Annotated in this window: 15 protein-coding genes; 5 read left to right on the top strand and 10 right to left on the bottom strand. The window is 70.9% G+C overall.

Going from position 1 to position 18,906, the window contains the following annotated elements:
* Positions 1–44 precede the first annotated feature (44 nt).
* The 6 genes from BJY16_RS41365 to BJY16_RS41340 all read right to left on the bottom strand — a co-directional run bounded on the left by BJY16_RS41365 (position 45) and on the right by BJY16_RS41340 (position 7,829).
* Positions 45–1,976: an ABC transporter ATP-binding protein gene (locus tag BJY16_RS41365; protein ID WP_185045014.1), complete on the bottom strand. Its 1,932-nt coding sequence runs from the start codon at positions 1,974–1,976 to the stop codon at positions 45–47.
* A complete protein-coding gene (locus BJY16_RS41360; RefSeq protein WP_185045012.1) occupies positions 1,973–3,739 on the bottom strand; it encodes an ABC transporter ATP-binding protein in 1,767 nt (588 codons plus the stop codon). Before BJY16_RS41360 ends, BJY16_RS41365 begins: the two co-directional genes overlap by 4 nt.
* Before the next feature lie 89 nt (positions 3,740–3,828).
* On the bottom strand, positions 3,829–5,151 hold the full coding sequence (locus BJY16_RS41355) for an LLM class flavin-dependent oxidoreductase (RefSeq protein ID WP_185045010.1): 1,323 nt from the start codon (positions 5,149–5,151) through the stop codon (positions 3,829–3,831).
* Between the two features lie 85 nt (positions 5,152–5,236).
* Positions 5,237–5,962, bottom strand: a complete 726-nt coding sequence (locus BJY16_RS41350) for an ABC transporter ATP-binding protein (protein ID WP_185045009.1) — start codon at positions 5,960–5,962, stop codon at positions 5,237–5,239.
* Positions 5,938–6,780 carry an ABC transporter permease gene (locus tag BJY16_RS41345; RefSeq protein WP_185045008.1) on the bottom strand — a complete coding sequence of 281 codons (843 nt, stop codon included), beginning with the start codon at positions 6,778–6,780 and terminating at the stop codon, positions 5,938–5,940. Before BJY16_RS41345 ends, BJY16_RS41350 begins: the two co-directional genes overlap by 25 nt.
* 2 nt (positions 6,781–6,782) lie before the next feature.
* A complete protein-coding gene (locus tag BJY16_RS41340; protein ID WP_185045007.1) occupies positions 6,783–7,829 on the bottom strand; it encodes an ABC transporter substrate-binding protein in 1,047 nt (348 codons plus the stop codon).
* A 279-nt stretch (positions 7,830–8,108) separates the two neighbouring features.
* Between BJY16_RS41340 and BJY16_RS41335 the strand changes: the two genes are divergently transcribed.
* Positions 8,109–9,359 carry a lamin tail domain-containing protein gene (locus tag BJY16_RS41335; RefSeq protein ID WP_185045006.1) on the top strand — a complete coding sequence of 417 codons (1,251 nt, stop codon included), beginning with the start codon at positions 8,109–8,111 and terminating at the stop codon, positions 9,357–9,359.
* Positions 9,360–9,656: 297 nt separating this feature from the next.
* Here BJY16_RS41335 and BJY16_RS41330 read toward each other — a convergent pair whose 3' ends face one another.
* Together BJY16_RS41330 and BJY16_RS41325 are read right to left on the bottom strand one after the other, a co-directional pair.
* Complete coding sequence (locus tag BJY16_RS41330) at positions 9,657–10,304, bottom strand: thymidine kinase (RefSeq protein WP_185045005.1); 648 nt, start codon at positions 10,302–10,304, stop codon at positions 9,657–9,659.
* An 834-nt stretch (positions 10,305–11,138) separates the two neighbouring features.
* The gene (locus tag BJY16_RS41325) at positions 11,139–12,674 is read right to left on the bottom strand and encodes an NAD(P)/FAD-dependent oxidoreductase (protein WP_239176629.1); all 1,536 of its coding nucleotides are present in this window, start codon (positions 12,672–12,674) and stop codon (positions 11,139–11,141) included.
* A gap of 142 nt (positions 12,675–12,816) precedes the next feature.
* On the opposite strand from BJY16_RS41325, the gene BJY16_RS41320 reads away from it, so the two are divergent.
* Positions 12,817–13,728, top strand: a complete 912-nt coding sequence (locus BJY16_RS41320; protein WP_185045003.1) for a hypothetical protein — start codon at positions 12,817–12,819, stop codon at positions 13,726–13,728.
* Between the two features lie 199 nt (positions 13,729–13,927).
* Here the strand turns inward: BJY16_RS41320 and BJY16_RS41315 are convergent, their stop codons facing one another.
* Positions 13,928–14,767 carry an SDR family NAD(P)-dependent oxidoreductase gene (locus tag BJY16_RS41315; protein ID WP_185045001.1) on the bottom strand — a complete coding sequence of 280 codons (840 nt, stop codon included), beginning with the start codon at positions 14,765–14,767 and terminating at the stop codon, positions 13,928–13,930.
* A gap of 70 nt (positions 14,768–14,837) precedes the next feature.
* Here BJY16_RS41315 and BJY16_RS41310 point away from each other — a divergent pair, with 70 nt between their 5' ends.
* Complete coding sequence (locus tag BJY16_RS41310; protein WP_185044999.1) at positions 14,838–15,767, top strand: LysR family transcriptional regulator; 930 nt, start codon at positions 14,838–14,840, stop codon at positions 15,765–15,767.
* A 2-nt stretch (positions 15,768–15,769) separates the two neighbouring features.
* A complete protein-coding gene (locus BJY16_RS41305) occupies positions 15,770–16,135 on the top strand; it encodes an Mth938-like domain-containing protein (protein ID WP_185044998.1) in 366 nt (121 codons plus the stop codon).
* Positions 16,136–16,277: 142 nt separating this feature from the next.
* Here the strand turns inward: BJY16_RS41305 and BJY16_RS41300 are convergent, their stop codons facing one another.
* On the bottom strand, positions 16,278–17,555 hold the full coding sequence (locus BJY16_RS41300; protein ID WP_185044996.1) for an FAD-dependent oxidoreductase: 1,278 nt from the start codon (positions 17,553–17,555) through the stop codon (positions 16,278–16,280).
* 285 nt (positions 17,556–17,840) lie between these two features.
* Between BJY16_RS41300 and BJY16_RS41295 the strand changes: the two genes are divergently transcribed.
* Positions 17,841–18,905: a hypothetical protein gene (locus tag BJY16_RS41295; RefSeq protein WP_185044994.1), complete on the top strand. Its 1,065-nt coding sequence runs from the start codon at positions 17,841–17,843 to the stop codon at positions 18,903–18,905.
* Position 18,906: the final 1 nt, after the last annotated feature.

Here is an 18,906-nt window from a genome sequence, read left to right as displayed (position 1 = left end):
CGCCACGGGACCGGGCGTCGGGCGTACCGCAAACCGGGGTTGAGCTAACCGCGCGCCGCGTGTGATTCCCAGGTGGCATACATGCTCGCGTAGCGGCCGCCGGCCGCGACCAGCTCGTCGTGGGTGCCGGACTCCAGGATGCCGCCGTCGCCGACCACGATCACCCGGTCGGCGCGGCGCGCGGTGGAGAGCCGGTGCGCGACCAGGATCGCGGTGCGGCCCTCCAGCAGACGCTGGACGGCGGCCTCCACGCGCAGCTCGGAGCGCAGGTCCAGGCTGGACGTGGCCTCGTCCAGAACGACCACGCGCGGGGCCGCGACGAAGACCCGGGCCAGCGCGATCAGCTGGCGTTCGCCGGAGGAGACCGACTGGCCGCGCTCGTGCAGGATGGTGTCCAGGCCGTCGGGGGAGCGGTCGACCAGATCGCGCAGGCCGACCGCGTCCACCGCGGCGTCGATCTCCGCCGGGGACGCGTCCGGGCGGGCGAAGGCGATGTTGTCGCGCAGCGTCCCGGCGAACAGGAACGGCTCCTGCGGGACCACGCCCACCTGGCGGTGCAGCGAGTCCAGCGTCACGTCGCGCAGGTCGTGCCCGTCGATCAGGACCGCGCCCCGGTCCGGGTCGTAGAGCCGGGCGACCAGCTTGGCCAGCGTCGACTTGCCGGCGCCGGTCGGTCCCACGCACGCGACGGTCTCGCCGGGCTCGATGCGCAGCGTGACGTCGCGCAGCACCGGGCGTTCCGGGTCGTACCCGAAGGAGACCTCGCGCAACTCGATGCCGCCGCTGGCCAGCGGCAGGATGGCGGCATCAACCCTTTCCGGTACGCCGGGAGCCGTCCCGAGCAGCCCGCGCAGTTTGCCGAGCGCCGCCCGGGCCTGCTGGTAGTTGGTGTAGAGCTGGACCAGCTGCTGGACCGGCTGGAAGAACGCGTTCAGGTAGAGCACGAAGGCGGTCAGCTCGCCGATGGTCAGCTCGCCGCGCAGCACCATCCGGCCGCCGATCAGCAGCAGCGCGGCCAGCCCGAGCAGGCCGATCACCGAGCTGCCCGGGCCGTAGATCGCGTTGATCCGTCCGGTGTGGTCGTTCGCGTCGCGGTACCGGCCGACCACCTCGCGATGGTCGGTCACGCTGCGCCGCTGCTGGTTGTGCGCGGTGATCACGCGGACGCCGTAGAGGCTCTCGGAGAGGTGCGAGAAGAGCGCGGCGATGGCGTCCCGCTGCCGGTGGTAGCCGTGGTCGGCGGCCCGCCGGAACCAGATCGACAGCGCCGCCAGGGCCGGCACCACCAGCAGCAACGTGATCGCGGCCAGCTCCGCGTCGTAGTGCACCAGCACCGCGGTGACCACCACCATGGTCAGCCCCTGGATCAGGAACTGGGCGAAGCCCTCCTGCAGCAGCTGCTGCAGCGCCTCCACGTCGGAGGTCATCCGGGTCATCGTGACCCCGGCCTTCTCCCGGGTGTAGAAGTCCAGGCTGAGCCGTTGCAGGTGGCTGAAGACCCGGACCCGCAGGTCCCGGGTGACGTAGGCGGCCAGCCGGCCGCTCTGCCGGATCCGCACCCCGGAGGCGACCGCGGTGAGGCCGACCGCGGCCAGGAAGGCGACCGCGGCGGTGACCAGCACCGCGACGTCCCGGGCGACGATGCCGTGGTCGATGCCGATCTGCACGAGCAGCGGCCCGGCCTGCAGCAGCAGCGCCTCGGCGAGGACCGCGACCGCCGCGGCCGCCAGCACGCCGGGCCGGTTGATCAGCAGCGACCAGAGGGTGAGCCGCCGGTCCTCGGGCTGCTGGTGGAACGGCTCGTGCGGGGGGTCGTGCGGCGGCTCGGCGGACTCCAGGCGGGCCACGCCGGCGGCCAGCTCGGCGGGGATGCCGGCGAACGGGGTGCCGCTCTGCCGGTCGCGCCGGCTCGCGCCGCTGAACCCGCCGGGCATCGCGCCACCCGGCCCACCGAAGCCACCTCCGAACATGCTCATGCGACGGGCTCCTTCGCCAGCACCCGGGCGTAACGGGGTTCGGTGGCCAGCAGACCGGCGTGCGTGCCGTCGGCGACCACCCGGCCGCCGTCGATCAGCACCACCCGGTCGGCGAGGCCGATGGTGGCCAGCCGGTGCGCCACCATGATCGTGGTACGGCCGGTCATCAGGCCGCGCAGCGACTCGTGGATCTCGTGCTCGACCCGGACGTCGACCGCGCTGGTCGCGTCGTCCAGGATCAGCACCGGCGGGTTGACCAGCAGCGCCCGGGCGATCGCGACGCGCTGCCGCTGACCGCCGGAGAGGGTGTACCCGCGCTCGCCGACGACCGTGTCGTAGCCGTTCGGCAGCTCCCGGATGAACCCGTCGGCGCCGGCCGCGACCGCCGCGGCGACCACCTGCTCGCGGCTGGCGGCCGGGCGGCCGAAGGCGATGTTGTCGTGCAGCGAGACGGAGAACAGGAACGGCTCGTCGGGGACGATGCCGACCCGGTCGCGCAGGGTCGCCAGCGGGTAGTCGCGGACGTCGACGCCGTCGAGCAGCACCTGGCCGCCGGTGACGTCGTAGAAGCGGGCGGCCAGCCGGCCGATGGTGGACTTGCCGGAGCCGGTGGCGCCGACCAGGGCCACCGTCTCGCCGGGGCGGATGTGCAGGTCGAGGCCGTCGAGCGCGGTCGTACCGTCGGGGTAGTCGAAGCGGACATCGCGCAGCTCCAACTCGCCGCGCGAGGCCGGAGTCGCAGTTTCCTCCTTGTCGGTTATTTCGGTTTTTGTATCGAGGATGTCGTAGATGCGTTGCGCGGATGCCGCCGCCCGCTGACCCATCATGATGATCATCCCGAGCATCCGGAACGGTGGCTGCAGCATCAGCACGTACGAGTTGAACGCCACCACCGTCCCCACCGTGGCTCGCCCGTCGAGCACCATCAGCCCGCCGACCAGCAGCACCAGCGCCAGCCCGAGCCGGGGCAGGTTGTCCATCACCGGGATCCACCGGCTGCGCAGCCGCGCGTCGGTGGTGTACGCCCACCGCACCCGATCCGCCGCGCCGGCCAGGGTGTCGATCTGCCGCTGCTCGGCCGCGAACGCCTTGACGATCCGGACACCCTGGATGTTCTCGTCGACCACGGTCGCCACCCCGGCCAGCCGGGCCTGGATCAGCCAGGAGACCGGGAAGATCGCCTTGCGCATCCGGACGCCGAGCACCGCGATGGCCGGCATGGTCAGCATCGCCACCACGGCCAGGACCGGGTTGACCGAGACCATCAACGCGAACGCGATCCCGGCGATGGTGCACTGGACCAGGATCGACGGGCCGAAGGTCAGGTACATCTGCACGGCCCGGATGTCCGAGGTGGCCCGGGACATCAGCTCACCGGACTGGACCCGGTCGTAGAAGTCGTAGGACATCCGCATCAGGTGGCCGAAGACCACGGTGCGCAGGTCGTACTCCAGCTCGTAGGCGGTGCGCAGCAGGTAGAGCCGGGCCAGATAGTTGATCACGCCCTGGACCAGGGCCAGGACGGCGATCAGCAGGACGTACCGGGTCAGGCTCGCGGTGCGCTCGACCAGGGCGTTGTCGATGCCGATCCGGACCAGGTCGGGGATCTGCACCTGGACGATCAGGCCGGCGAAGGAGAGCGCCAACGAGACGATCAGCATGGCGCGATGCGCTCGGAGCAGCGGCCAGGCGCGGCGCAACCAGGTCTTGGTGGGGTCCGGGTCGATGCCGGCCCGGGGTGCGCGGCGGGGGGAGGACGGCAAGCGGCGCTCCTTACGGCTGGTGGTGCTTAGCCTAGCTAACGATCTGGGCGGAGAAAAACCCCGGCCGGGGAGGACCGGGGTTTTCGCTCTCAGGCCTGGGCCAGCGTCACCGCGGGACGTGGCAGGCCGTAGTGCTCCCGCAGGGTGCGGGTGGTGTACTCGGTGCGGAACAGGCCGCGCCGCTGCAGGATCGGCACCACGTGCTCGACGAAGAGCTCCAGCCCGGACGGCAGCACCGGCGCCATGATGTTGAAGCCGTCGGCGGCGCCGTTGTCGAACCAGTGCTGGATGGCGTCGGCCACCTGCTCCGGCGTCCCGGCGAAGGTGCGGTGCCCGCGCCCGCCGCCGAGCCGGCCGATCAGCTGCCGCACGGTGAGCTTCTCCCGCCGGGCCAGCTCGACGATCAGCGTGTACCGGCTCTTCGCCGCCTCGATCTGGTCCTCGTCCGGCAGGTCGTCCGGCAGCTGCCGGTCCAGGTGCAGGTCGGACGGGTCCAGGTGGAGCGTGGTGGCGAGCTGCTTGAGCGCGTACTCCGGCTTGATCAGCCGGTCCAGCTCCTCCTCCAGAGCCAGCGCCTCGGCCTCGGTGGAACCGATCGCCGGTACGATCCCGGGCAGGATCTTGATGGTGTCCGGGTCGCGGCCCTCGGCCAGCGTGCGGCGCTTGAGGTCGCCGTAGAACGCCTGCGCGTCCTCGAGGGTCTGCTGGGCGGTGAAGACCGCGTCGGCGTACTTCGCGGCCAGCTCCTTGCCGTCCTCCGAGGAGCCGGCCTGCACCAGCAGCGGATGACCCTGCGGCGGGCGTGGCACGTTCAGCGCGCCGGCCACCTGGAAGAACTCGCCGGCGTGCCCGGCCGGGTGGATCTTCGCGTCGTCGCCCCAGACGCCGGTCGCCTTGTCGCCGAGCGCGGCGTCGTCCTCCCAGCTGTCCCAGAGCTTGCGGGACACCTCGATGAACTCGGCCGCCCGCCGGTACCGGTCGGCGTGCGCCGGCTGGTCGTCCAGGTTGAAGTTGCGGGCCGCGTCCGGACCGGCGGTGGTGACCACGTTCCACCCGGCCCGGCCCTCGCTCACGTGGTCCAGCGAGGCGAACCGGCGGGCCAGGTTGTACGGCTCGTTGTAGCTGGTCGACGCGGTGGCGATCAGGCCGATGTGCTCGGTGGCGGTGGCCAGCGCGGTGAGCAGCACGGTCGGCTCCAGGCCGCCGGACGGGCGGCGACCGATGTTGCTCCACAGCACCGGGCTGTCGGCCAGGAACAGCGAGTCGAGTCTGCCCCGCTCGGCGATCTGGGCCAGCCGGATGTAGTGCTTGATGCTCAGGTGCGCGAACGGGTCGCTCTCCGGGAGCCGCCAGGCCGCCTCGTGGTGCCCGACCGTCATCAGAAACGCGTTCAAATGCAGCTGCCGGCTCATGCTGTGCCCTCCTTGGCATGCCCTTCTGGCCCTCGCCTGCGACGTTGCCGGGCAGCTTGCGGTGGCTGCCGCTCGGTGCAGGCGGTCATGCCTCGACCACCCCCAGCGCGCGGAGCAGCAACTCGCGGACCTCCTGGAATCCGGGGTCGCTCGCCTTGCGGGTCTCCGGCAGGCCGGGCCGGATGTCCACCGCGATGTGGCCCTTGTCCAGCACCACGATCCGGTCGGCGAGCTGCACGGCCTCGTCCACGTCGTGGGTGACCAGCAGCACCGCCGGCTGGTGGCGCTTGCACAGCGCGCGCAGCAGGCCGTGCATCTTGATCCGGGTCAGCGCGTCCAGCGCGCCGAACGGTTCGTCGGCCAGCAGCAGCTCCGGCTCGCCGACCAGCGACCGGGCCAGCGCCACCCGCTGCTGCTCGCCGCCGGAGAGCTGGTTCGGCCAGGCCTTCTCCCGGCCGGCCAGGCCGACCTCGGCGAGCGCGTCGACGCCCTTCTGCCGGGCGTCCGGCACCCGCAGCGCCAGGATCACGTTGTCCAGCACCCGGCGCCAGGGCAGCAGCCGGGAGTCCTGGAAGACCACCGAGACCCGGTCCGGGATCTCCAGGTCGCCGGTCCCGGCCACATCGTGGTCCAGGCCGGCCAGCGCCCGGAGCAGGGTGCTCTTCCCGGAGCCGCTGCGTCCGAGCAGCGCGACGAACTCGCCCGGAGCGATGTCCAGGTCGATGCCGTCGAGTACGGTTTTCTCGCCGAAGCGGCGGGTCAGTCCGGAGATCCGGACGCCGTGGGTCAGTTGGTCAACGTGCGGCGCCATCCCAGCACCCTCCGTTCAGCGATGCGGACCAGGGCGTCCGAGGCGAACCCGAAGATGCCGTAGATCACCAGGCCGACGATGATGATGTCGGTCTGCGCGTACTCCTGGGCCTGGGTCATCATGTAGCCGATGCCGGAGAGCGCGTTGATCTGCTCGACGGTGATCAGGATCAGCCAGGAGGCGGTCACCGACAGGCGCAGGCCGACGAAGACGCCGGGCAGCGCGCCGGGGAAGACCACGTGCCGGACGAACTCCCAGCGGGAGTAGTTCTGCACCTGGGCCAGCTCGACGTACCGCTGGTCGATGCCGGTGAGTCCGGCGTGGACCTGCACGTACATGTAGACCGCGACGGCCACCGCGATGATGGTGATCTTGAAGCCCTCGTTGATCCCCAGCCAGAGGATGAGCAGCGGGATCAGACCGATCGTGGGGATCGCCAGCTTGATCCGCATCGGACCGTCGATCAGCGCCTCGCCGATCCGGCTGGTCCCGGCCAGCAGGGCCAGGGCCAGGCCGGCGACGGCGCCGATCGCGAAGCCGAAGACCGCGCGCTGCAGCGAGGCCAGGATGTGGTCCTGCAGCGTGCCGGCCTGGATCAGGTCGATCGTGGTGCTGGCCACCGTCCACGGCGCGGAGAGCTTGCGTGGGTCCAGCACACCGGTCGCCGAGGCGAGCGCCCAGAGCGCCAGGAGCAGCACCGGGCCGAGCGCGCGACCGTACGGAATGGGCTTGCCCGGTCCCACCCGGCGCCGCTTGCGGCGCGGCTGGGTCGCGGTGACGCGGGGGCGGGTGGCGACGGAGAGGGTCTCGGTAGCCATGGTCACTCCTGGTACTTGGCGGGAACGGCGGCGGAGGCGATGCCCTCGAAGCGCCGGTCGAACAGCTTCTCTGGGTCGATCTTCTTGATGAAGCCGCCCTCGACGAGCAGGTCGGCGGACTCCTTCTCCCAGGCCAGCGCCTTGTCCCAGCTCTTCGGGAAGTACGGCTGCTGCAGGGTGGTGCCGATCCGCTTGGCGTCCGCGGCGGACACCTGCTGGTCCTTGACGTAGTAGGCGTCCAGCCACTTGTCCGGGTTCTCCCAGCGCCAGATCTGGTCCTTGGCCCAGAACGGGATGAACGAGCGGATCGCGGCGACCTTGGCGGAGTCGGCCAGCACCTCGGACGGCGCCCACAGCACGCTCAGGTAGTCGACCGCGGTCATCGGGAACTGGGTGGCGCCGTCCTTGCCGTACTCGGCGAGGTACTTGGTGATGGCCGGTTCGTAGAGCGGCGCGATGTCGACCTGCTTGCTCTGCAGGGCGACCAGGAACTTGGTGCTCGGCAGCGCGATCAGCTGCACGTCCTTGGGGGACAGTCCCTGCTCCTTGAGCGTGCGCAGGACCACCAGCCCCTGCGCCTGGCCCTGGGAGAAGGCGATCTTCTTGCCGCGCAGGTCGGTGATGCCCTTGACCGGGTTGCCCGGCGACGTGACGAAGGTGTACTGCGGCTTGTGCACGGTCTGCACCGCCACGATCTTCGCGTCCACATTGATCGCGGCGGCCTGGATCGGCGGGATGCCGGCGTTGTTCGCCAGGTCGATCGCCTTGGCGCGGAAGCCCTGGATGACATCCGGACCGGCCGAGATGTTCGGCCAGTCCTTGACCTTGAACGGAAGCTTGGCGATCTCACCGGACGCGGTCAGCCCGACCTGCGAGGTGTGGATCGAGATGATCAGCTGGGTGGCCGGGTCGACCGTGGTGGGCAGCGGGTCGGCGGCGGACAGGCTAGCGGAGGCGGCATCGTCGCCGGCACATCCGGTCAGGCCGAGCGCGGTCACTCCGAGGAGTCCTCCGAGCAGCGTGCGGCGGTTCAGGATCGGACTTGTCATGTGCTCTTCCCTTTGCGAATCCCGGCGGGGGTGACGATGCGTGTCCACGGGATGACAGGCGAGATGAATATACATTGCCTATCGGGTTTATAGGTTTAAACGCTTTGTTGCGGGAGGCGATTGGTCCGGGTCAGAGCGGTTTTGGGTACGGCGGAAGCGCGCCCGGCGTACCCGAATCGGGGTGTGGCCTGCCGCACACCGTGCCCCTCACGCGGACCGCAACCGGGCCGCAGCCGGGGAAGACTCGAACCGCAACCGACTCGCCCCGATCGTGGGGGCATGCTGCGCCGACTCGCCTCGCTGGCCACCTCCGTGACCGCTGCCGCCGCCCTGACCGTGGCCGGTCTGCCCGCCCCGGCGGTTGCCGCGTCGGCCGCCTGCCGCCCGGTCGCCGGCAGTCCGCGCTGCACCGTCTGGACCGGCAAGGTGGCCTGGGTGGCCGACGGGGACACGCTGCTGGTGGACGTCAACGGGGACGGCACGCCGACGCCGCGGTCGATCCGGCTGATCGGGGTGCAGGCGATGGAGCAGCACGCCTACTCGCCGCAACCGGCCAAGCGGCGCGGCGACTGCCACGCCCTGGAGGCGACCGCGCGGGTCGAGCAGCTGGTCAAGGCGGGCAAGGGTGTGGTGCGGATGACCGCGCAGCGGCCGGGCAGCCAGAGTCGTAACCGTCCGTTGCGATCCCTCTCGGTCAAGATCAATGGGAAGTGGCGGGACATCGGCGTCGACCTGATCCGTCACGGCTACGCGCTGTGGCTGCCGTTCGCCGGGGAGTGGGCCTGGGACTCGGCCTACGAGCTGGCCGAGGCGCAGGCGTCCGGCGAGAAGAACCTGATGTGGGACGAGGACTACTGCGGGGCCGGGCCGGCCGCCGGCGCGCGCCTGACCGTCTGGGCGAACAGCGACGCGGACGGCGACGACGGCACCAACCTGAACGGCGAGTGGATCCGGATCGGCAACGGCGGGTCGTCACCGGTCGGCATCGGCGGCTGGTGGGTGCGCGACTCGGGGCTGCGGCGGTACACGTTCGCGGCGGGGACCGTGGTGCCGGCCGGCGGCGCGGTGTACGTGCATGTGGGCAAGGGGGTGGACACCGCCACGGACCGGTACTGGGGGCTGACCGCGCCGATCTTCACGAACGTGGATCCGCTCGGGCACTCGGTCGGGGACGGCGCCTACCTGTTCGACCCGCAGGGCGATCTGCGGCAGTCGTTCGTCTACCCGTGCCGGGTCGGCTGCGGCAGCCCGCTGGCCGGCAAGGTGTCGCTGAAGGTGAAGTACGGCGGCGTGGAACGGATCGAGGTCGTCAACGTCAGCGACCGGCCGGTCGACCTGCAGGGGCACGCGGTGGTGAGCCGCTACCAGCACCGGTTCGAGGAGAGCACGGTGCTGGCGCCGGGCGAGTCGATGACGGTGCCGTTCGCCGGCGGCCGCGCCGTCCTCGACGACCGAGGCGGCGAGGTGCGCCTGCAGACCTCGGACATGTGGACGGTAGCTTGCCGCTGGTGGGGCACCGGAAAATGCTGACCCCCGAAACGCTCCGCTAGCAACTCCCGGGTCCGCCCTCTCCGGGTTTGCGTCTCCCGGGCGCGCGTTCCCCGGGTCTGGCTTTTCCCGGGTCGCGTTCCCCGGGTCTGGCTTTTCCCGGGTCGCGTCCGCCGGGTCCGGTTCTTCCCGGGTCGCGTCCGCCGGGTCTGGCCTTTCCCGGGTCGCGTCCGCCGGGTCCGGCCCTTCCCGATTCGCGCTTCTCGGGTTCGTGTCTTCCGGGTATGCGTCTCCGGTCAAGCGGCCACTGGCTCTGCCGTGGCGGACATATCCGAATTGTCAGGCGGGGCCGGGTTCGCCGTTGCGCCAGTGGCGGCGGCACAGGACGCGGTAGGAGACCGCGGACGTCTGGGTGGTGTCGCCGACCGCGACCTGTTCGCCGATCCGGGCGACCTGGCCGTCCACGATCCGAGCGTTCTGCCGCCCCGGGCGCCCGCACCAGCAGGTCACCTCGACCTGCAACGGGACGATCACGTCGGACAGCTCGACCAGCCGCTGCGCCCCCGGGAACAGCCGGGACAGGAAATCCGTGGTGATCGCATAACAGTCGATGTCCACGCCGAGCTCGTCTGCCGCCCAGGCCAGCTGCTCCACCTGAGCCGGACTGAGGAACTGCGCCTCGTCCACGATCACGAACCCGCCGGCCGGCACGGTCTCGGTCACCAGCGACGCCAGGTCCATCTCCGCGTGCACCTCGACGGCGTCCGCGGTCACCCCGAGCCGGGACGACATGATCCCCTCACCGGCCCGGTCCTGACTGGTCAGCAGCACGCCCGGCCGCCCGGCCTGCCGCCGGTTGAACGCGTTCTGCAGCGCCAGCGTGCTCTTGCCCGACCCCATCCGCCCGGTGAACAGGGTCAAGGTCCCGAAGACCGGAGCCAACGCCGGCTGCCGAGAAGCAAGAACGGTCGCGGCGGTGACCGGCATCAATCGGGGCCTCTTCTCCTGGGCGTTTCATCAGGCATTTCCGCCGTCGCCCCACAGAACCAGCGCCGATCAGCGCCATCACTCCGTCGGGGCGGGGCCGGTACACGCTACCTGGTGATCGAACCCCGGGTTACCGCCGGTCGACGGTCAGCTTCAAGACACCCGACGAACAATCCCCATCACAACGGCCCTCCCCGTCATCCAACCGGCCGACAGCCCCCAACCTCCCGCCAGCTCAAACCCACCGCATCGCCCACCCCTCCACGTCCCGCCAAGCCCCCTCACCCGATCCAGCCCCCGCCCCGCGCTGCGACCGCTCCCGCCGTGCGCTGCGACCGCTCCCGCCGTGCGCTGCGACCGCTCCCGCCGTGCGCTGCGACCGCTCCCGCCGTGCGCTGCGACCGCTCCCGCCGTGCGCTGCGACCGTCCCCGCCGTGCGCCGCGACCGCCCCCTCCCTGCGCCGCGACCGCCCCAAACCACGCGTCGACGCAGCCCCGCCCCGCGCTGAGACCGCCCCGCGCTGAGACCGCCCCGCGTAGCGACCGCCCCGCGTAGCGACCGTTCCAATCTCGCGCCGAGGCAGCCCAGCCCGAGCCCAAGCAACCCCACCCCGCGCCGCGACCGTTCCAGTTCCGCGCCGCAGCAGCCCCGCCTCGCGCTGCGACCGCTCCAGCCCGCGCCGCTCCAGCGCCGTGACTCGCCCGCGCGGAACCACGCGGACCCTGCCGTTCGGCGTGGTCCTCGTCACGATCAGGCGACCGTCAGGTCGACGCATGTGCGGTCCTGCCCAAGCGGCCCGCTTCCATGCGCCGACGCTGCTCGGCCGGCCATCGTTACTCCCGCACGCTCAACCGCTCCCGTGCCGCTGCCGTCGCCGAACCGTCCGCGCTGCCGGCCCCGGGCTCGGTGGATCGGGCCAGCGGCTCGGTGCCGGTCTGCTTCTGCTCCGCAGCGGTCGTCGACGTCGCCGGCCTGGCCGCCCCAGCGTCCGCCGCGGCGAGAGCCGCGTGGTCACCGGACTCGGCGCGCTCCCGGGCGAACGGGTCGCCGTAGGCCCGGATCGCCCGGCGGGCGAACGCCTGCTGCTGCGTCGCCACCCGCTCCGAGCGGCCGCGCCCGATGAAGCTCACCGCCCAGTGCAGCACCGCGGTCACCCGGTTCTTGAAGCCAACCAGGTAGAAAAGGTGCACCGCGACCCACACCACCCAGGCCGGGAAGCCGGACAGGCGCAGCTTGCCGATGCTGGCCACCGCGGAGAACCGGGAGATCGTCGCCAGGCTGCCCTTGTCGAAGTACTTGAACGGCTGCCCTGTCTCCTTCCCGCCGAGCCGCCGCTTGATCTGGTCGGCCGCGTGCCGGCCGCTCTGAATGGCCACCTGTGCCACCCCGGGCAGCGGTTTCCCGTCGTCGCCGGCCAGGTTCATCATGTCGCCGAGCACGAAGATCTCCGGGTGTCCGGGCAGCGTGGTGTCCTGCTCCACGAACACCCGTCCGGCCCGGTCGGTCTTCGCCCCGGTCGCCTCGGCCAGTTTCGCGGCCAGCGGCGGCGCGGACACCCCGGCCGCCCACACCTTGGTCACCGACGGGATGCGGTGCCGGCCGTTCGCGTCCTCCACCTCGATGCCGGTCGAGTCCACGCCGACCACCTTGGTGTTCAGCTTCACCTCGACGCCGAGTTTCTCCAGCTCGCGCTGCGCACCCGCGGAGAGGTGATCGCCGAACGTGTTCAGCACCGCCCCGATCGCGTCGACCAGGATGATCCGGGCCTTGCTCGGGTCGATGTGCTTGTACTGCCCCGTCAGGTTGCGGTGGGCCAGCTCGGCGATCTGGCCGGCCAGCTCGGTCCCGGTCGGCCCGGCGCCGACCACCACGAAGGTCAGCCAGCGCTGCGCTGCCTCCGCGTCGGTCTGCAGGTCAGCCACCTCGAACGCCCCGAAGATCCGCGCGCGCAGCTCGAGCGCGTCGTCGATGCTCTTCATGCCGGGTGCGTGATCGGCGAACTGGTCGTTGCCGAAGTACGACTGCGAGGCACCGGCCGCCACGATCAGCGTGTCGTACTCCACGGTGTAGTCGATGCCCGGACCGCTCACCGAGACGACCTTGTTCTCGACGTCGACGTCCGTCACCCAGCCCAGGCGAACGTCCACATTCTTCTGCCGCCGCAGCACCTCACGGATCGGCGGAGCGACCTCGCCCTCGGACAGGATCCCGGTCGCCACCTGGTAGAGCAGCGGCTGGAAGAGGTGGTACGCCGTACCGTTGATGAGGGTGATGTCCACCGGAGCCTTGCGCAGCGCCTTGATCGCGAAGAGCCCACCGAAACCGGCCCCCACCACGACCACGCGTTGGCGGTGACTTGCCTGAGTCATTGCCTGCTCCCGTCCCAGTCGATCCGCTTAGTACAGCGCATTTCCGCATACCCGTATGCCGTGAAAATGACCACTCACGTGCGCATTCTCACCGGATGCCACGGCCCGGACGGCTCGCCGTGGCCCTCTAACCTGGGCTTCGATGGCAAAGATCCCGCGTCTGGTCCCGACGGTGTTGCTCGCCGTGGGGTTCGCCATTCTGTTCGCCATCCGGTGGGCGCTGAGTTGGATCGCGGCCTTTCACCCCGCGTTCTTCCTGGGCGGGAGTGCAGTCGTGATCGTGGCGACCACGGCAGGCGTGTCGCTCGCCCGCCGTCGTCGTCGCCGCCGGATGGTGCGTGAGGTGCAGGCCGCCGGGTGGGACCCGATCGATGCGCAGGGGCGGCAGTGGCCGTGGGACGGGCAACTGCGGCAGGGCGCCGTGACGGTCGAGACGGTGTGGACGCGGGAGGTGGCCGGCTTTCCGGTCATCGTGGGACGGGTCCGCTGGACCGGCAACGCTTTCGCCGGGCTGGTCCGGGAGCGCGAAGCGCATGGCCTCGTCGTCGTGGTGCGCCTGCCGCAGCCGGAACCGGCGATGGCGCTGCGCAGCATGTACCGCTTCGTCGGTGACTCGCCCCGCCTCGACCGCCCCGAACTGCGCTGGGCCGCACTCCGCGACGAACTCCCCACCTGGACCGTCGTCGGCGACGAGCTGTTCACCGTCGAGACCCACCAGGACTGGATCACCCCGGAAGCCACCGACCGATCCGTCCACCGCGCTCTCCACGTGCTCAACCTCCTCGGCATTGCGTCACACCTCCCCGCCGACGGAACTTCCGTCGGTGTCGACTCCCGTTCCTCGCTCGACCGCGCTCCCCTCGCATTCGACTCACGCTCCTCGGCCGACGGCACATGCCTTGAAGCTGCGGCGCCTGCGGTCGCCGGTCCCGACACCTCGGACCTGGAGGGGGCGGGCCTGGACGTCACCCGCCTCCGCGGGCTCGGCCTCGACTCGGCACGCCTGCGTGCCCTCGGCTTCGACGTCCCCGACTCGGAGACCTCGAACCCATAGCCACGCTCGCAGGCCCCGCATCTCGCCTTGTCGCTCGGAACCCCGCTGGCAGCCCGCGCATCTCGCCTTGTCACTCGGAACCCTCCGCTCGCAGCCCGCGCATCTGCCTTTGTCATATGGGAACCACCAGCTCGCAGCCCCGCGCATCTGGCCCTGACATGCCGATAACGGCAGTGGCGAACCGCGGCCGCGATGCTGGTCAGGCGGCTGGACGCCAAGGGAGGACGGCGCCGTCGCGGATCAGCTCGCCGTAGTGGTCAGGCTTGATCGGATCCAACGCCAAGGAGAGCAACGGGCCGGCGGCCTGGGCCGGGGTAGGGGCGTCGCTGACGTCCCACCACAGGGCTGACGTCGGAGTGTTCATCATGCCGGGGCAGACAGCGGCTACGAGAATGCCGCGGTCAGCGTCGGACTGCCGGCGCTGGTCGGCGAGCGCGCGGACAGCGGCGACCTGAGCGATCTTGGACGGGATGTTGACGAAGCCGGGCCAGGCTCCGGCGCGGGCGCGGCCGTCGCGGACCTGATCGCACCAGTCGCCGGTGGCGGCGTCCACGGCGTCCAGCGAGGACAGCCCATCGAACCGGTCATGGAGTGCCGGAGCCAGGAATCTCAGCGTGCCGAGGGAACTGGCCACCACGATCAGCCGGCCGCCGTCGCGCAGCAGGGGAGCGAAGGCGCGCAACACCCGGGTGGTCCCGAAGTTGTTGACCTGGGCGTAGTCATCGATGATCGCGCGAGGATCGTCATCCGGCCCGACGCGCATCACCGCGTTGTTGACGACGATGTCGACCCCGCCGTGACGGCGCTCCAGCTCGGTGGCGAGCCGGGTGACCGACTCCGGGTCGGCGACGTCGAGGACCTCGCCGCGGACCTCACCGGGGGAGGCGGGGAGGGAAGCGACGGCCGCGCCCACCCGGGCCGCGTCGCGGCCGGTCAGATAGACGGTGTCGGTGGCGTCCATGCGCTGGGCGAGGCCGGCCACCAGCGCCGTGCCGAGCCCCTGAGTAGCCCCGGTGACCAGGGCGATCCGTGAAGTCATGCGCCCAAGCTAGGTCGGTCGCGGCGATGCGGCCAACGAGATTCACTCATAGCTGGTATGAGTAATCGTCATGGCGATCACGGATGCGTCGTTGGTAGCGTTGCGCGTGTTCCGGGAGGTGGCGGAGCGAGGCACCTTCACCGCCGCGGCGACCGCGTTGGGATATACGCAGTCGGCCGTCTCCCGGCAGATCGCGGCTCTGGAGCGAGCCGTGGGGGCGGATCTTCTGGAGCGGCGTCATGAGGGGGTGAGGCTTACTTCCGCGGGGCGGATCGTGCTGCGCCGTGCGGTCGCGGTGGCCGAGCAGGTCGACGCGGCGGCGCGTGAGCTGGCTGGGTTGCCGGGCGCCGGCGGCCGGGTGCGGCTCGGGTGGTTCACCAGTGCCGGGGCCGGTTTGGTGCCGCGTGCGCTGAGTGAGTTGCGGCGTGCGCATCCCGGGGTGACGGTCACCAGCCGCGAAGCGTCCACGCCAGCGTTGATCCGTGCCCTGCGTGCGGGCAGCCTGGACCTGGCCGTGATCGCGACGGAGCCGCCGCATCGGCCGCCGGATACCGAGGCGCCGCCGTTGCGGACGCGGGTGCTGACCGATCGCAGCCTGATGGTTGCGGTGCCGGCGACGCATCCGCTGGCCGGGGGCGCGTTCGTGGACGTGGCAGACCTGCGGGGACAGGAGTGGATCGCTGGGCAGAGTTCGGGAAACGAGCGGCTGATGGGCGTGTGGCCGGGGCTTGATGAGCGGCCGGTGATCGCGCACGTGGCCCGGGACTGGCTGGCCAAGTTGCACCTGGTCGCGGCCGGGTGCGGGCTGACCACGATTCCACCGCTGCTGGCCGGCGCGGTGCCGGAGGGGGTGCGGGTGCTGCCGGTTCGCGGTGGTCCGGAGGAAGGGCGACGGATGACGTTGGCCTGGGTGCACGATCCGCTGTCGCCGGCGGCGGCGCGGCTGGCGGAGGCGCTTCAAGGTGCGGCGACCGTTGAGGTCTCGGAACGGGAGGGGTAAGGATGGCGGATTCGCCGAAGATCCTCGCGGTGTCGTGGGGAAAGATGGCGGTCGAGGGGCTGCCGGAGGGCAAGGACTTCAAGCTCTGGCCGGGCGGTGGGCGGCCCTGGGACTGGAATGAGACCGGGACCCGGCACGAGCCCGGTGTCCAGCCGGCCGATGTCGCGGAGCTGCTGGACAACGGGGCCACCGTGCTGGTGCTCTCCCGGGGGATGGACCTGGTGCTGCAGGTCGACCCGGCCACGCTGGAGCTGCTGCGCGAGCGGGGCGTCGAGGTGCACGTGGCGGAGACGACCGAGGCGGTGCGGATCTACAACGGGTTGGCGGGCACTGTGGCAGTCGGTGGACTATTTCATTCGACCTGCTGAGCCGGGTTGGTGATGCCCTGCTCCGGGCCGCCGGCTGGAAGAGGGAGACCGGCTGTGCGTCCACACCGATGGGGGCGCAACAGCCAACTGGTCCGCGGAGCCGAGTCGCGCTCTGGACTGCTGTGGCAGGCGAGCGGGTCGATCAGACCGAGGTGCCGCTCGGGAACATCTCCGGCTCCTGGTCGGGGGTCAGGGCTGTGGGGCCGAAAAGCCAGTCGACATAGGAGTAGTCGTAGAGGTTGCGGTTGCGTAGGACTTCGTTGCGCCATGCGCGTTCGGGGCCGTCGTGGTGCCAGAACTCGCCCCACGAGCGGGCGGTGGTGAGGACTCGGCGGCAGTGCTCGGGGCGGACGGCGTTGTAGGCGGCAAGAACCGCGTCCCAGTCGGGGGCGGGCTGGACGGCGTGGGGTTCGAGCTTGGGTGAGGCGGGGCGCGGGCCGAGTTCGTCCGGGGCGGGCCGAGGGCTTGGGGCGGCGTGAGTGCCGAGGACCCACGCGTCTTCGATGGCCATTACTGCGCCCTGGGCCAAGTATTGGAGGGGTGGATGAGCGGCGTCGCCGGTCAGGGCCAGGCGGCCGGTGACCCAGGTGTCGAGGGGCTCGCGGTCGAACATGCGCCACCAGCGGTCGCGCCACATCAGGTGCAGGCCGGCCCGGACCTGAGGGCAGCTGCCCGCGAAAGCGGCGTCCAGCTCGTCCGGGGTGCCCCAGTCGGCCAGGCCGAGCTTGGCTTTCGGGGACTCGAAGACGGCTACCTGGTTGAACATCTCGCCGCCGCGCAGCGGGTATTGGACCAGGTGGCAGCGCGGGCCGACGTAGACGACCACGTCCTTGAGGTGGACGTCCAGTTCGGCGACCTTGTCGATCGGAACGGCCCCGCGATAGGCGACGTAGGCGGAACTCACCGGCTCGTCGTCGCTGAAGACCCGGCGGGCCACCGAGTGAAGGCCGTCCGCGGCGATCACCACGTCGGCCGGGACGGTGCCGCCGTCGTGGATCGCGGTCGCGCCGGTCGGCGAGGACGTGTAACCGGTCACCGTGACGTCGGTGACCAGGTCGACGCCGGCGCTCCGGCAGGCTCGCAGCAGCACGCCGTGCAGGTCGCTGCGGTGGATCACCAGGTAGGGGAAGCCGTAACGGCGTTCCACGTCGTGCAGGTCCAGTGCGCTCAGCAGCCGGCCGTCGACCGCGTCCTTCATGACGATGCGTTCGGGCAGCACGCCCAGCGACGTGACCTCGTCGAGCAGGCCCCACTCGTGCAGGATGCGGGTGCAGTTCGGGGCGATCTGCATGCCGGCGCCCACCTCGCCGAAGGACGACGCCTGCTCCAGCACGGTGACGCGCTGCCCGGCGCGGGTCAGCGACAGGGCGGTGGCGAGGCCGCCGATGCCCCCACCCACCACGACGACGCTCGAGGTCATTGCGGTCCCTTCAGGCAAGGAAGCCGGAAACCGGTACGAAGACCGGTACCGGGAATGCGCGGCCCGCCGCCGGAGCGGTTCGGGGCGCTCTGCAGCGACGAGACGTGGGCGCACCGGATCGAGGAGTGGCCGGCGCTGCCCGGGTTACGCCGGGAGCCGAGGTCGAGGAGGGAACGCGGCTTCGTCGCGTACCGAAATCGGGGTTTTTCCAGGGTCGTATCTGATCGATTGATGTAACACGGGCGATGTAGGTTACCTTCGCCCGGATCGATCGGAGGGGGAAACGTGACAACGTCCGTGGAGCGGCCACAGGTGGTCGACGACGCGAGCACCAGCCCGGCGTTCACCGCACGGGAGCGATGGGTGCTGCTGGTCGCGAGCGCCTGGCTGGTGATCGGGCTGCAGCTCGACGCCTACGCGCACGCGACCACGCCGGAGCTGGAGACGTTCTGGACCCCGTGGCACGGCGTGCTCTACTCGGGGATCGCCGCGTCCGGGTTCACGCTGCTCTGGATCATGAAGTCGCGGCTGCCGGCGATCCCGACGTACCAGAGCCTGCTGGCCCTGCCGAACGCTTTGCGCATCCCCCTGGCCGGCATGGCGTCGCTGCTGGTCGGCGGCGGGATGGACACGCTGTGGCACAACATCTTCGGGATCGAGAAGAACCTGGAGATCTTCGTCAGCCCCAGCCACGAGCTGATCATCCTGGGTATGGTGCTGGTCGCGATGGGCCCGGCGCTGATGACCGCCACCCTCCCCGGCCGCGTGCTCAGCGTCGGCGGCGCCTTCCTGGTCGCCATCTCCGCGCTCTTCGCGGTGCTGCCGCTGCACATCTACTCGCTGCACGCCACCGCGCTCGGCTTCTACCACCTGGGCACCGGCCGGGCCGAGCCCAACGTCTTCTCCACCGACGGCCAGCTGATGCACGGCTACCTGTTCAGCACGGTCCTGCTGCTCGTCCCGATCCTGATGATCGGCCGGCGCTGGCGGCTGCCGATCGGGCTGCCGACCGCCCTGGTCTCGATCCCCGCGCTGCTCATGCACCTGATGTTCGCCTCCCAGGGTCCGTGGTGGCCGCACCTGACCGTGGCGATCGCCGCGCCCGCCGTCGAGCTGCTGCTCCGCGTGGGGAACACGCTGGTCACCCTGCCGGTGACGGCGCGGTGGATCACCCTCGGCCTCCTCGCGCCGCCGATCGTGTGGGGCGCCGTGCTGCTGGTCGGCAAGATCGAGACCGGCACCGTGGGGTGGAACATCCACATCGTCAGCGGCCTGCTGACGCTCACCGCGCTGACCGGCGCCGGGACCGTGCTGGTGGTCCGCAGCATCCAGCGCCTGCAACCGGAGTGAT

Source organism: Actinoplanes octamycinicus (assembly GCF_014205225.1).
GTDB lineage: Bacteria > Actinomycetota > Actinomycetes > Mycobacteriales > Micromonosporaceae > Actinoplanes > Actinoplanes octamycinicus.
The sequence above is the reverse complement of the archived record's forward strand: the minus strand, read 5'-3'. Positions and strand labels throughout refer to the sequence as shown.

Coding starts and splice junctions, on each gene's coding strand:
- BJY16_RS41320 (WP_185045003.1), top strand. CDS start 12,817: ATGGCAAAGATCCCGCGTCTGGTCCCGACGGTGTTGCTCGCCGTGGGG.
- BJY16_RS41305 (WP_185044998.1), top strand. CDS start 15,770: ATGGCGGATTCGCCGAAGATCCTCGCGGTGTCGTGGGGAAAGATGGCG.
- BJY16_RS41310 (WP_185044999.1), top strand. CDS start 14,838: ATGGCGATCACGGATGCGTCGTTGGTAGCGTTGCGCGTGTTCCGGGAG.
- BJY16_RS41315 (WP_185045001.1), bottom strand. CDS start 14,767: ATGACTTCACGGATCGCCCTGGTCACCGGGGCTACTCAGGGGCTCGGC.
- BJY16_RS41345 (WP_185045008.1), bottom strand. CDS start 6,780: ATGGCTACCGAGACCCTCTCCGTCGCCACCCGCCCCCGCGTCACCGCG.
- BJY16_RS41325 (WP_239176629.1), bottom strand. CDS start 12,674: ATGACTCAGGCAAGTCACCGCCAACGCGTGGTCGTGGTGGGGGCCGGT.
- BJY16_RS41335 (WP_185045006.1), top strand. CDS start 8,109: ATGCTGCGCCGACTCGCCTCGCTGGCCACCTCCGTGACCGCTGCCGCC.
- BJY16_RS41300 (WP_185044996.1), bottom strand. CDS start 17,555: ATGACCTCGAGCGTCGTCGTGGTGGGTGGGGGCATCGGCGGCCTCGCC.
- BJY16_RS41350 (WP_185045009.1), bottom strand. CDS start 5,962: ATGGCGCCGCACGTTGACCAACTGACCCACGGCGTCCGGATCTCCGGA.
- BJY16_RS41355 (WP_185045010.1), bottom strand. CDS start 5,151: ATGAGCCGGCAGCTGCATTTGAACGCGTTTCTGATGACGGTCGGGCAC.
- BJY16_RS41365 (WP_185045014.1), bottom strand. CDS start 1,976: ATGAGCATGTTCGGAGGTGGCTTCGGTGGGCCGGGTGGCGCGATGCCC.
- BJY16_RS41330 (WP_185045005.1), bottom strand. CDS start 10,304: ATGCCGGTCACCGCCGCGACCGTTCTTGCTTCTCGGCAGCCGGCGTTG.
- BJY16_RS41340 (WP_185045007.1), bottom strand. CDS start 7,829: ATGACAAGTCCGATCCTGAACCGCCGCACGCTGCTCGGAGGACTCCTC.